Source organism: Bradyrhizobium sp. SOJA106, from assembly GCF_059448745.1.
The window spans coordinates 1,366,831-1,380,250 of record NZ_CM182549.1 but is presented as its reverse complement, the minus strand read 5'-3'; the positions used below and the strand labels follow the sequence as shown (position 1 = coordinate 1,380,250).

Sequence of the window (13,420 nt, the reverse complement as noted above, 5' to 3'; positions counted from 1 at the left end):
GTTACGCCACTCGGATCGCATCCCACCGCAGCTTCGTAAGCGCCTTCGGAGAAAGGTTGAACGAACGTTTCAGCCGGCGGGGGCGACGCAGCGAGCGTGCGCCCCCTTTGAAGCAAGACCGTTGAGCTCAGATAGAACGGTTAAATGTCCGTCATTTCAGACCCGTTACTGCTATTGCAGCAGATTTATTCCATGTGCATCCCCCTAAGAGCGCGCTCCAAGTAAAATGAAGGGTCATCGTCCGATGAATCCGTTTCGTAGCTTCTCTGAGGACCGACATCGCTGCCCCCATCTTTGGAAAGATACTTCGTAGGCTTGCCTACCCGCTGCCACTCATCGTTCTCGTTCTTCGCCCACACATCGGGGCGCTGGTGAGGATCAAGCACCCAGTGGTTACGACCTACGGGAACAAAGCCCATGTCCGCTAGACGAGGTTCCATGCCTGCTAGGGCCGGGCGCGACATGATCAGCGGACGGTCCCCGTCCTCTCGCAGTTGATGTTCTAGCAAGATATCGCCAGCGTTCTCGACAAGCGGGTGAGTCACCCTAAGATCTACGACGGACGTGATATCGTTGCGCCCAAACTGCTGCTGAAAATGGTCTCCTTTAATCCGAGCCGGGCCTCCTGATCTTAGAAGCCCAACGATTTCGTCGCCCAACTGGTAGCTGTAAAATCGTGCTGGCTTATTTGGATCGTCGTAGGTGTTGGCGTAACTTCCAGCAACCGTCGCTGCGCGCTCAGCCTTCTGGGAGACGAAGTCCGAGTACTCTTCTGGGTTGTCGGCGATGTGCCTGATATCATTGCGCAAGAATCTCTCAACTCCGCGCAAGAAGGACTCTCGGTCGATCTCTCTAATGGGCGGCTCGGAAACGAGAGAGTATGACGCCGCTGGTGCGGATGACGACCCACCTCGCTCCATTCCTGCAACTGTTTCGGCAAACCGGGGACTATCTCCCGCTTCTGACGAATCGTCAGTTTGGTTACCGGTTGTGAACTGGCTGGATGAGCCAACGCTTCTGCCATACATGAGAGCGCTCTCCTATCGGCAAAGTTGCACGCAAGTGAGCTCGTGCCGTGCAAGCTCTGCGGCTAGGATAGGATTCCTAGCTGACCACAACCTGACCAAAGCACTCTGCGCTTCGGCGTGACTACCCGACGCACTCTGCGCGTGAGTTACAAATAGTCGCTGCGACAAGCCGCGATCTGTGGGTAGAATCGCACGTAAAATCGCCGGCTGCCGATCCGTCAAAGAGACCAACGTCTACAGATGGGCACCGGGCCTGACCAGGGACCCGCGCAACGACAATTAGAGACCTGCGTGCCAAGTGTTCCGCGTCTGATTGACGATGTGCTCTCGATGTCCACATGCTCTATTGCAAAGACTTGTGTAACTGGGCAGCGAAATGGCGTCCGTCACCCGTGCGCAAGAAGACCAACTAAGGTGTTCCCGGCACATCACGTTCTCTACAGAATCGACCATCTAGGCAGACATCATTGTCCACGATCGGCGGCGGACACGTAAGCTTCTCCCGATCGCAAGCAGACATGCATTGCATCGCCTCGGATCAAATCGCCAACGTAGTGGCTACCTGCCTTCAACTATGCTCTTCGGACTCCATCATGACAGGCACTTCGATCTACTTAGCGCTGCGCGACGCGGCGCGCGTTGTACGATAGGCGAACCTTGGAGACGAGTGGTTTGTGAACAACAGCTGTTGTATCGGCATAATATAGCCGGCGCCCACCGGCTTTGCTTGCGCTTTAGCTCGCTCGATCTTGCTATTCGATGTTTAATCGAGATCCTTCTGGCGCGCCGTCCTCACCATGAGTTCACCTGATCAAAATTGCACCTTTCCTCACCTATATCTCGCGTGCCGCGACAGGACGAGTTGTGTTCTCTCACGCCGCTTCAGGTATGGCTGACGTGTGAGTCTGGCAGTTGGCCGGGCAAACCCTGGCGCATGCACCGCAGCCAATGCAGGCGCCTTGATCATTCAGGACCATGATCTTCTTTTCGATCTCATCGTCGTCGTCATCGAGGCTGACAAATTCACCATCCTCGCTGATTCCTTTCAACGTCATGACATCACGGCCGCAAACCTTGAAACAGCGGCCACAGCCGATGCACTTCTTGGGATCGATCGAGATCAGGTATTGTGGCGTCCAGTCGCGTCCGTCTCGTGTTTGAAACGACATGCATTGCCCCTTTAAGTCTTTTCAAGCGCCTTCAAGTCGAGGCCCTTCCGCTCAAGTTCCGCATAGGCATCGTACGCCTTCTGCGCCACCACCATGATCGAGGTCCAGTTGATGGGTAATTCTTCCGAAAGGTCGTGCAGATCCATCTTGGCCTGTATCGCCTTGGCGGACACCTTCCTTAGTTCTGCCTTCAGTGTTTCACGATCGCTCATGAGTATCCCCGATAGTTTGCCACGTCCGGAAATTTCCGAATCAGGTCGATTCCGTGGCTGACATACTTGTCGCCCTCCTGCGCGAGCTTTACGAAATTATCGAATCCGAAGCGATGCACATCGCGCAGCTGCTTGTTCACGGCGATCAGCCGGCCTGAGATGAGCACCATGCGGCCGAAGCCTTCATGATGCAGATCCAGAATCGGCTGGATCATCACGCCGGTCTCCCTCTCGATCGAGAGCGCGACCGCATCGAAGAACAGCTTAAGCCGCCACAGCGTATCAGGATCAGGATCACCGATAATCGGCAACGCGCGCCGTTTCTTCTTGTCCAGGATATACGGTTCGAGCAGGTCAAGATCGCTCTTCGCCTCCCAGGTTCCGTTGGTATCCTGAGCACGCCAAATCTTGATCAACTCCTTGAGGAACGGCGCGTCGACGACGCTGTCCTGTTGCTCACTTTTTGCGGTCATATCATCTCATTCGTCGAACTCGAACGTACGCCGTCGGTCCTTTGCCATGGCCTTGCGTAGCCAGGGAGGTGGCGTGCCCTTCAGTACGCGCTCGAGTTTTTCGAGCAACACCAGAATGCTTTCTGGTTTGTTCACCTTGATAGGATGGACCTTGTTGGCCACCACTCGCGCAGCTCCGGCACCACCAATGGCGGCGACGTAAAGGATTGCGCAATCCTTGATCGCCTCGATCTTCGGCGCCAACTTGTCGTCGTTGCCGTCTTCCTTAAGATCGCCCTCAAACTCAATCGCTTTGAGAAACACGTGCCCGCCAGGTGTGACATCGTAGATTGCGATATTCTTCGCCCAACCAAAATGGGCATCGACTCGTCTCAGGTCCTGAGTAGCAAACGCAACCTTCATCCAAACGCCTCCCCAGCCTCGCCGGTGGAGCTGCGATCGCCCGAGTAACGTGGCAGTCCGGACGCAGTCCGCCATCTATCGGGCGTAGGCTGATCGTTTTCCTCGCGGTGCGCGATCACGAGGTTGGCGATTTCGAAGATCCGATTGCGGGTACCACGATAGCCCACGGATAGTTGGTGTCCCGCACCAAGCCGATCGAACATCGGAAAACCCGTGCGATAGAACGGCAATTTCAGCCGCGCCGCCGCTTGCCTGCCATGCGAATGCGTGATCAAGAGGTCGCAATGGTGTGTTTTGGCAAGCGCTTCCAGATCCTCGAGATCGCCGATGAGTACTTCCTTGGTCTTGATCCGCTCGATCACCTCCGACTGAGTGGTCGTCACGGCCGCTGCCACCTGAGCGCCCATGTCGTGCAGCATGCCGGACAAATCGAACAGAAGGTCTGGCTCAGCGCCGATAGCAACTTTGCGACCACCGATGTGGAAGTGCGCGTCCAGCATTGCGTCGGCTAGCTGACCGCGCTGGCGCCGATATTTTAAGGGTATGGGGCGACCGCTGATCTCGCTCAAGAACGTCATGAATTCGTCGTTCGGACAGAGACCACACAGCCGCTCGAAGACACGAAAAGGCACGCCGGTCTTGAGCTGCATGACCTCTGCCGCACGCTGCATCTGCGCCCCGATTGCAATCGTCCATCCGGCGCGGCTCATGCTCGCAATTTCGTCGACGCCGATGCCGCCGATGGTCGTAGGCGTAAACTCATCGGGGATATGTCCATCGAGCGATGCTGCTACGTCAGGAAGGAAGGACGGGCACAACCCGAAATCTTCCAGTATGACACGAAGTTCATCAATGTCGCCGGGCGTCAGGTGACATCCCGGGAGAACATTCACCCTGGATGGATCCCGCAACCGATTGGCATTGGGCCCATCCACCACCACCTCCACAATGCGTGCCACAGCCTTCTCCCACCCGTCCTGGAACGCGCCCTTGAAATCAGGCGTCGAGACATACACCAGTGGCAACTTTGCAAGTTGCGGATGCTTGTTCCGGATTAGCTTGAGGTAGGCATCCACATCGTCGCCGTTGGTCTCGGTGACACCGGTCGAGCAGATTCCGATGATGTTTGGCTTGGTACGGTTGTGGATGTTCAGTATCGCCTGCTCGAGATTCTCATACCCGCCGAGTACGGTCGCGACCTCGCTCATTGCGGTGGTCTGCAGCGGTACTGCCTCTTTGAAATGCCGGACGAAGAGCGTGAGCCCAAAGGATGTGCATCCCTGAGAACCGTGCAGAAGCGGCATCGCGCCGCGCAACCCCATGAAGGCGAATGCGCCGCCGATCGGCTGACTCATCTTCAGCGGGTTCACAGCGCAGGCTTTCGTCGTCGCCGTGACGATGGCCATGACGCCTCCCTATTCTGCCGCCTGTCGCATGGCAGATGGCTCGGACACCAAGATACCTTCGATGCGTCGCTGGCAGCAGCCACCGGCCGCATTGGTATGCTCTCTCACCGCTGCGACGCTCCTCAGGCCGTGCGCGTAGATTGCATCCTCAATAGTGCCCAGATCGACCGTGTTACACACGCAGATCTTCCTCGAGCGGCGCTCGGTTTCGCCGAGCGCCGGATCGGAGGCGATCGCCGCCGGCGATTGCATCTGCTCCATCGCCTTGGCCAATGCCTGCCATGGTGCCGGTCGACGAAGCTGCTCCCACATCGGACTGGAGAGCGACTTATCGATCTCCTCCACCAGCTTGACCATTCCGACATAGCCCATATAGGCGTGGCAACGCTCCTGGTTGATGTCGAGCCAGGGCATCGCCGCTTTCAGCGCGACGAACTGCGACTTGCCGCCCGATAGCATGATGTCCGCTTTTGCTCCCTTCAACATCTGATACATTTCGCGCGGCGTCATGTCCTCAATCATGTACGCATCCTGCCCCATGAGCTCCTTGATGCGCTCCTTGTCTTTCCCGGTTGATTTCTTGACGCTGGTTCCGACTAACTCAAGCCCGGCTTCCTGGAGTGCCGCAACGATTGACCATGACTTGACGCCGCCGGTAATCAACAAGGCCTTCTTGCCTTCGAATCGTGGCTTGTACGGTTCTATCGCAGCCCGGGCCCACGCTTCCTCACGCGCGATCACCGCTTCAGTGCGCCCGAGCAGATCTGTAGGCGCGCCGCGCTCAACCAATAACCGGGCAAGCTGACGCAGCGATTCGCTCGAATCTTGAATACCGTAGAACGACCCCTCGAAGAACGGGATGCCGTAGCGTTGCTCCATCTTGCGTGCGACGTTGATCATGGACTTTGAGCACACCAACATCGCCGCCCGCGCGCGATGAGATGAAGCGACTTCGCAATACCTGCCATCGCCGGAGATACAGGAGAGAATCCGTACTCCAAGCTCGTCTAGCAATGGCTTCACTTGCCAGAGCTCTCCCGAAAGGTTGTATTCCCCGATTAGGTTAATATCGTAGGGAGTGGTGTAGTCTGGCTCTTGCGTCCCGATTACATAGTCGAGCAACGCCTCGCCTGCGAGCTTGTTACCGAGGTTCTTCGAGCCGACGAAGCCCGGGGAATTGATCGGGATCACCGGCTTTGCAAACCTTTGAGATGCTGCCTTACAGACTGCGTTGATGTCGTCGCCGATCATCGCAGGGATGCACGTTTGATACACGAAGATGGCGGGAGGGTCGCACTTGTCGATGATCTCCTTGATCGCTTTGCAGAGCCGCTTCTCGCCTCCGAATACAATATCGGTTTCGCTCAAATCGGTTGTGAACGCGGTGCGCCACAGATTCGAGCCTGACGACGCCGCGCTGCGATTGTCCCAGGAATTGCCTTCGCACGCGATCGGACCGTGCACCAAGTGAGCGACATCGGTGAACGGCTGCAGCGCAACCTTGGCGCCATCGAAAGCACAGCCGCCGGCAGCGCTACCCGGCTGGAGTTGTTTGGTGCAGCCGTTCTTGCGTTCAGTCTCCGACTTACTGCCGTTCTTGGCGCAGCCCGGCTCGTCAAAAACATTCTGGACCGCGGTCGCTAGTGAACTCATCCATTTTTCCTCTCAGCGCAAACTAATTGCATGGTCAACGGTCGTGTGCTTGTGCCATCGCCGAGTGATTGGGCGATGGCACAGCCACGGTCGCTCATCAACGAATGATGTCGAAGCTGTAGTCAGTTTTGCCAAGAATGTTTGTCTTCTTGTCGATCTCATCGAAGATCTTGTCCAGGATCTTCACCAGCACATTCAGGCCGCCCTGATAGCCCCATAGGGGGGAGCGGTGATGGTGATGCCGATCAAAAACCGGAAAGCCGATGCGGATCAGTGGCGTTCCAGTATCGCGCTCCAGATACTTCCCATAGGTGTTGCCAATCAGAAAATCGACTGGCTCGGTGAACAAGAGTGAGCGCATGTGCCAGAGGTCTCGGCCCGGATAGGCTTGGCAGCCCTGCCCAAATGGCGAGCTCGCAAGCAGCACCTGCATTTTTTCGTGCCATGCCTTGCTGCCGTTCGTAGACAGCACATGGGTCGGTTCGGCGCCGAGTTCGAGCAGAAACGCAGCCAGCCCATAGCAAAGATCCGGATCGCCATAGATCGCAAACTTCTTGCCATGGATATGCGCGCTGGAGTCAGCGATGGCGTCGACCAGGCGGCCACGTTCTCGCGCCAGTTGCTCGGGAATCTCCTTGCCGCTGATGCGTGACAGCGCCACGATAAAGTCATCCGTTGCGGACAAGCCCACCGGGTAGTTGAAGGATATGACGTCCTGCCCATGCTCAGCCACGAATGGCAGCGTTTTTTCGGTGCACCACTGCTGCATGGAGATTGTCGCCTTGGCGTGAACCGCATTGGCCGCATCTTCCAGCGTCGTGCCTCCGTCATACATCCGGAATTCGCCGTCTGTCGGAGTATCGAAGACTTCAGAATTGTCCGCGAGAATGGTGTGCTGGATGCCCATCAACGCCAAGACGCGCTTGATCTCGCGAAGGTTCCCGACGGTATAGCCGTCGAACCCACCAATGATGTTGATCGTCCCATTCTGCTTGCGCTCCAGCTTCGGCGCTGTTCCGGCCTTACCATCCCAAAAATGTTCCAGAATGCCCTTGAGCGCATTGTCATAACCGGTGACGTGGCTACCGACGAACGCCGGCGTATGGGCGAATGGCACGTCGAAGTCCGCCGGAACCGAGCCTTTTTCTTTCGACGTTTTGATGAAGGCGTTGAGGTCATCGCCGATCACCTCGGCCATGCAGGTGGTCGAGACCGCAATCATCTTGGGTTTGTACATGTTGTAGCTGTTCGCGAGCCCGTCGATCATGTTGTTCAGGCCGCCGAATACGGCAGCGTCTTCCGTCATCGACGAGGAGACGCAGGAAGACGGCTCCTTAAAGTGCCGCGACAGATGGCTGCGGTAATAGGCCACGCAGCCTTGCGAGCCGTGGACGAAGGGCAGCGTGCCCTCAAAGCCAACAGAAGCGAATACGGCGCCAAGCGGCTGGCATGCCTTGGCTGGATTTACCGCTAGCGCCTCCCGCGCAAAGTTTTTCTCGCGATATTCGGCCGTCTTCGTCCATTCCTTGATGCGTTCGACCTCGGCGGGATCGCGAGGATTCTCGAATATCTTCTTCTTGGCCAGCATCTCCTGGTATTCTGGACCTCGGAACAGTTCGAAATGATCGAGCACGTGTTCGGCACTCTGCGCCATTGTTGAAATCCTTCACTATCGAGATTGGTGTCGCCCCGGCTTTCCCACAGAGCGAGAATGAGTTGGTTTATTCTGCAGCCAGGAGCTTGGCCCTCGAAGCTTCCTTCCAGGGAGCCTTCGTTTTCTTCCAGACGGGCGAGTTGATGGCCATGTCCATGTCGCGGGCAAAGATGGCAAAGCCGTCATAGCCGTGATAGGGGCCCGAATAGTCCCAGGAGTGCATCTGCCGGAACGGCACACCCATCTTTTGAAAAACGTATTTTTCCTTGATGCCCGAGCCGACAAGGTCAGGCTGGAGTTTTTCGACGAAGCGCTCGAACTCATAGCCGTTAACGTCATCGTAGATGAGCGTGCTGTCCTTTACGTAGTGCTGAGCTGTGCGCTGATAGTCGTCGTTGTGACCGAACTCGTATCCGGTACCAATGACTTCCATGCCGAGGTCCTCGTATGCGCCAATCACATGACGCGGACGTAGCCCACCGACGTACAGCATCACCGTCTTGCCATCCAGGCGCGGGCGATATTTTGCGATCACAGCGCTCACCAGCGGTTGGTACTTTTCAATCACCCGCTCGGCGCCTTCCTTGATCTTGTCGTCGAAATAGCCAGCAATCTTGCGCAGCGACTCCGCGATCTTTGAAGGTCCGAAGAAGTTATACTCGCACCAGGGGATACCGAACTTCTCTTCCATGTGGCGCGAGATGTAGTTCATAGAACGGTAGCAATGCAGAATGTTGAGCTTTGCCTTCGGCGTTGCTTCGAGTTCAGCTAGTGAACCGTCGCCTGACCACTGCGCGATCACCCGCAGGCCCATCTCCTCTAGCAGAATTCGCGATGACCAGGCGTCGCCGCCGATATTGTAGTCTCCGATGATCGCAACATCGTACGGCGTCGGCTCAAACTTTGGTTTGCCATCGGACTCGAGCTGGTCGAAAATCCAATCGCGCACCGCGTCGTTGGCGATGTGATGGCCAAGTGACTGCGACACACCCCGAAAGCCCTCGCAACGGACCGGGACGATCGTCTTGCCGCCGTATTCCTTGGATTTTGCTCTCGACACGGCCTCGATGTCGTCACCGATCAATCCGATCGGGCATTCCGATTGGATTGTGATGCCGTTGTTGAGCGGAAACAGCTCCTGGATTTCGTCAAGAATTTTGACCAGCTTTTTGTCGCCACCGAATACGATATCCTTTTCCTGGAAGTCGGAGGTGAACTGCAGGGTCACGAAGCTATCGATCCCCGTCGTGCCAACGTAATAATTGCGTCGCGAGCCCCACGAGTATTGACCGCAGCCTACCGGGCCATGACTTATATGGACCATGTCCTTGATCGGTCCCCAGACCACTCCCTTTGACCCTGCATAGGCGCAGCCTCTGATCGTCATCACGCCAGGTATGGATTTGATGTTGGACTTCACCCCGCAATCTGACTTGCCGGCCTGGTGAACGTTGAGGTGCTTGGCACGCCGTTTCGCGGTTTTCTCCGGATAGACCTTCAGCACCTCCTCGATCAGCTCTTTGTTGCGAGCCCTGATTTCTTCGATGCTCTGGGTCGTGGCGAGACTCATCTGATGTCCTTCAAATGTTAGCTGTTGCGAGAGCGGCTTTCTTGGGCAAGACTTTTGCAACCAGCATGCCAGCGCCTCATGAGCACCGAAAACATAGCAATCAAAATCGCTTAGCGGGCCTCGTGCGGGTATGGGGGTTCTTGTTGCGAACCCGACATTACGCTTTAGGCAGAGAACTCTTGGCTTGGCCCTGTTCGAAATGGAACAAGGGCTGGCTATGCGTGAAATTGTCCGCCCAATTCTCGAACGTGTCCCGCGATCGCAGTACTCTGCGATCGCCCTCGCCGAAGGCGCTGCACAGGAAGGCCGGCCGCAAGGGCGGCTGGCCGACACAGGTCTGCCAATCTTATCTATGCTTGCTGCGACCTACAGGTGCTTACCTGCTGTTATGCGATGAGGTGCATGACCTCATCCTCCAGACCTCAATGCGAGCTGCCTTGCCACCTGAACATCGTAGGCTCGCCAAATCATGAGAACAGCTGCCGCGCCTTGATAAGCGCACGCACGAGCACATCGATCTCTTGACGTGTATTGTAAAGTCCGAGGGACGCACGGCACGTTGCCAGCACGCCGAAGCGCTTGAGCAGCGGCATCGCACAATGGGTCCCCGCCCGCACCGCCACACCGGCGCGGTCGATGACGGTGGCAATATCGTGCGCATGCGCCCCCTTCATATCAAAGGAAATGATCGGTCCCTTGTCCGCCGGGCTCCCGATCATGCGCATGAAATTGATCCCCGCCAGCCTCTCCTGCGCGTAATCGAGCAGTACGCTCTCGTGCCTGCGGATCTGAACCTTGCCTATTGAATTGATGTAATCGATGGCCGCCCCTAAACCGATGGCTTCGACGATCGGCGGCGTACCCGCTTCGAACCGATGTGGCGGATCACCATAAATGACGCAGGAACGCGAGACCTCGCGGATCATCTCCCCGCCACCGTTGAAGGGCGGCATCGATCCCAGATGCTCAGCCTTGCCGTACAGCACGCCGATCCCGGTCGGACCATAGAGCTTGTGGCCCGTCATGACGTAGAAATCGCAATCAATGTCGCAGACGTCGGCGCTCAGATGCACGCAAGCTTGCGAGCCGTCGACCAGCACCGGGATACCACGAGCATGCGCGATCCTCACCACGTCTTTCACCGGCAATACCGTGCCGAGCACGTTCGACATTTGTGTGATTGCAACCATCTTGGTGCGCGGGGTCAGCAGTCGCTCAAAATCATCGAGCAAGAAGTTTCCGTCATCATCCACTGGCGCCCATTTGATCACTGCACCGAGTCGTTCCCTGAGAAGGTGCCATGGCACAATGTTCGAGTGGTGTTCCATAATCGAGAGAACGATCTCATCACCCGCATTAATGCGTTCACGGCCAAACGTCTGGGCGACCAGATTGATCGCCTCCGTGGCGCTCCGAGTGAAGATGACCTCTTCGTTTGTACGCGCGTTCACAAACTGCGCCACCTTGGTACGGGCGCCTTCATACGCCTCGGTCGCCGCGTTAGCGAGGTAGTGCAAACCGCGATGAACGTTGGCGTATTCGCTGGAGTACACCTGCATCATACGGTCAAGCACCGCGTGGGGCTTTTGCGCGGATGCAGCGTTATCGAGGTAAACAAGCGGCTTGCCATACACCGTCATGGCGAGCGCAGGAAAGTCCGTACGGACACGGTTGACGTCGTAACTGCCGTTGCTCACGGCGGGATGTGCGCTCATCGCCCCGCCTGCAGCCAGTGTTCAGCTTGAGTTGTCACGAAATCGCGCAAATTCTCGGAAGTGATCTCCTCAATCGACTCGCCAAGGAACGCTTTAATCAGCAACAACTTCGCGCCCTTCTCGGATAGCCCTCGAGCGCGCAGGTAGAATACAAGACTGTTGTCCAGGGCACCCGATGTCGCGCCGTGCCCGCAGGTCACGTCGTCAGCCAAGATTTCAAGTTCCGGCTTACTGTCGGCCTCGGCCTGGTCGGATAAGAGCAACGCTCGCGTTGTCAGGGTGGCGTCCGTCTTCCGGGCGGCAGGACGAACGACAATTCGGCCCTGAAATACCGACCGGCCGCGATCGTCGATGACCGCGCGGAACTTCGCCCGACTGGTGCAATGTGGCACGGCATGGTCGACCACCATCGTTGTGTCGGCGTGAAGCTCGCCCCTGATGAGATTAACTCCATTCGCCGAGACCTTGGTTCCCTCGCCAGCCAGCGAGATGAATCCCTGATAGCGGCTGATGGAGCCACTGCAGGTCATGCTGAAGAGGTCGAGCTTAGCCCTGGAGCCGATTGCGATGATCGCCGACGAGATATTCACGGCGTCAGGGGCAGCGGCTGCGACGCGGATATACGAAAGGCTCGCCTCGTTACCAACCAGCGCGATGATCGCATCGTTGGCTTGATAGCCGCTCGCGCGTTCAGCCGAGACGAAACTTTCCACGATGGCCGCACGTGCTCCGCGACCAAGCTGTAGATACGAGCGTGTAAAGGTGGACACCGACACGCCGGTTGCGACGTGAACGACTTGAATTGGACGATTCACCGCGTTGCCGTCGGCGACCGTAATCACCAGGCCATCCGTCGCCATTGCGGCGTTGAGCGAGATAGCGGAATCGCTCGTCGTCGACAGCACCAGACCTGCCATGTCGCCAGGGACCGAATTCTCCAGAACATCTCGCAGCGACCGCACAACAACTTCATTTTCCAGCCTGCCGAGGTCGGATAGCTCCGGCGCAAAGATGCCATCCACCAAAACCAGTTTGACCGCGTGATCGGCAGACACTTGCTCGGCCGACACCTTTGCGCGCACCAGCGCCTCCGCATCCGGTCGCGGAGCGAGTGGCAGCACCTCGCCGATCAGGGCGCGCAGATCTGTGTATTTCCAGTCCTCCATGCCCCGGTGCGGAAGGCCGGTACGCTCGTAGACATCAAATGCGCTCGCCCGGATTTGGGGGACAAGGCCTGCACCAGGCAGCCGTCCACGCGCCGCAGCGAAAACATTGCCAATTGCGCGTTCGGGGTCGGCTTTGGGTAAAACCTGCTTCATCGGAGTTCCTAGAGCCGTCAGGCCGCGTCTTCGAATTGGCCGTAGCCACAAGCCTCGAGCTCCAGCGCGAGTTCCTTGCCGCCGCTCTTCACGATCCGCCCTTTAGACATCACGTGCACAACGTCCGGAACGATATGGTCGAGAAGCCGCCGATAGTGCGTGATCACGATCATCGCTCGTTCCGGCGAACGCAAGGCATTGATGCCGCTGGCGACGATACGCAGCGCGTCGATGTCGAGGCCGGAATCGATCTCGTCCAGGATGCACAGACTCGGCTCGAACAACGCCATCTGCAAAATTTCATTGCGCTTCTTCTCGCCGCCGGAGAAGCCGACATTAACGCCACGCTTAAGCATGTCCTGGCGAATGCTGAGCGAACCGGCCAACTCGCGGACTCTTTTCAGAAATTCGGGGGTGGAGAATTCCTCTTTGTCCCGCGCCTTGCGCTGCGCATTCAGCGCGGTCCGGAGGAAGTTCATCGTGGTGACGCCGGGAATCTCGACCGGATACTGGAATGCCAGGAACACGCCTTTGGCGGCGCGATCATTTGGCTCCATCCGCAACAGGCTCTCGCCCCTGAACAGGATTTGTCCGCCGGTGATCTCATAACCGGGCTTGCCAGCGATAACATGCGAGAGCGTCGACTTGCCGGAGCCGTTCGGCCCCATGATCGCGTGCACCTCACCCGCATTGACGTTAAGATCGAGGCCGCGAATAACTTCGCGGTCTTCGACACCAACATGCAAATCTCGGATTTCGAGTAGAGCCATTCTGATCTGATCCCTGAAATGTCATCTGGCGAACCGCATTCGAGGGGCT

The 13,420-nt window shown here is 57.3% G+C and carries 12 protein-coding genes; all 12 read right to left on the bottom strand.

Going from position 1 to position 13,420, the window contains the following annotated elements; all coding sequences use genetic code 11:
- Nucleotides 1-185: 185 nt before the first annotated feature.
- Nucleotides 186-920, bottom strand: a complete 735-nt coding sequence (locus tag AC5V87_RS06400; protein ID WP_495371837.1) for a host specificity protein — start codon at nucleotides 918-920, stop codon at nucleotides 186-188.
- Between the two features lie 980 nt (nucleotides 921-1,900).
- Nucleotides 1,901-2,197 carry a ferredoxin III, nif-specific gene (gene fdxB / locus AC5V87_RS06395; protein ID WP_456840846.1) on the bottom strand — a complete coding sequence of 99 codons (297 nt, stop codon included), beginning with the start codon at nucleotides 2,195-2,197 and terminating at the stop codon, nucleotides 1,901-1,903.
- Between the two features lie 11 nt (nucleotides 2,198-2,208).
- Nucleotides 2,209-2,409: a CCE_0567 family metalloprotein gene (locus AC5V87_RS06390; RefSeq protein ID WP_456840847.1), complete on the bottom strand. Its 201-nt coding sequence runs from the start codon at nucleotides 2,407-2,409 to the stop codon at nucleotides 2,209-2,211.
- On the bottom strand, nucleotides 2,406-2,882 hold the full coding sequence (locus AC5V87_RS06385) for a NifX-associated nitrogen fixation protein (RefSeq protein ID WP_495370313.1): 477 nt from the start codon (nucleotides 2,880-2,882) through the stop codon (nucleotides 2,406-2,408). The genes AC5V87_RS06390 and AC5V87_RS06385 overlap by 4 nt, the downstream gene beginning before the upstream one ends.
- A 6-nt stretch (nucleotides 2,883-2,888) precedes the next feature.
- The gene (gene nifX, locus AC5V87_RS06380; protein ID WP_495370312.1) at nucleotides 2,889-3,284 is read right to left on the bottom strand and encodes a nitrogen fixation protein NifX; all 396 of its coding nucleotides are present in this window, start codon (nucleotides 3,282-3,284) and stop codon (nucleotides 2,889-2,891) included.
- On the bottom strand, nucleotides 3,281-4,690 hold the full coding sequence (gene nifN / locus AC5V87_RS06375) for a nitrogenase iron-molybdenum cofactor biosynthesis protein NifN (RefSeq protein WP_456840850.1): 1,410 nt from the start codon (nucleotides 4,688-4,690) through the stop codon (nucleotides 3,281-3,283). The genes nifX and nifN overlap by 4 nt, the downstream gene beginning before the upstream one ends.
- 9 nt (nucleotides 4,691-4,699) lie before the next feature.
- Entirely contained in the window at nucleotides 4,700-6,343 is a 1,644-nt protein-coding gene (nifE, locus tag AC5V87_RS06370) for a nitrogenase iron-molybdenum cofactor biosynthesis protein NifE (RefSeq protein ID WP_456840851.1), read from the bottom strand.
- Nucleotides 6,344-6,440: 97 nt separating this feature from the next.
- Nucleotides 6,441-7,997 (bottom strand): nitrogenase molybdenum-iron protein subunit beta, encoded by a 1,557-nt coding sequence (nifK, locus tag AC5V87_RS06365; RefSeq protein ID WP_495370311.1) that lies wholly within the window; start codon nucleotides 7,995-7,997, stop codon nucleotides 6,441-6,443.
- A gap of 67 nt (nucleotides 7,998-8,064) precedes the next feature.
- Nucleotides 8,065-9,567: a nitrogenase molybdenum-iron protein alpha chain gene (gene nifD, locus AC5V87_RS06360; RefSeq protein ID WP_456840853.1), complete on the bottom strand. Its 1,503-nt coding sequence runs from the start codon at nucleotides 9,565-9,567 to the stop codon at nucleotides 8,065-8,067.
- Nucleotides 9,568-10,034: 467 nt separating this feature from the next.
- Complete coding sequence (locus AC5V87_RS06355; RefSeq protein WP_456840854.1) at nucleotides 10,035-11,282, bottom strand: cysteine desulfurase; 1,248 nt, start codon at nucleotides 11,280-11,282, stop codon at nucleotides 10,035-10,037.
- Entirely contained in the window at nucleotides 11,279-12,601 is a 1,323-nt protein-coding gene (gene sufD, locus AC5V87_RS06350; RefSeq protein ID WP_495370310.1) for a Fe-S cluster assembly protein SufD, read from the bottom strand. The genes AC5V87_RS06355 and sufD overlap by 4 nt, the downstream gene beginning before the upstream one ends.
- A 17-nt stretch (nucleotides 12,602-12,618) precedes the next feature.
- On the bottom strand, nucleotides 12,619-13,371 hold the full coding sequence (sufC, locus tag AC5V87_RS06345) for a Fe-S cluster assembly ATPase SufC (RefSeq protein WP_495370309.1): 753 nt from the start codon (nucleotides 13,369-13,371) through the stop codon (nucleotides 12,619-12,621).
- Nucleotides 13,372-13,420 lie beyond the last annotated feature (49 nt).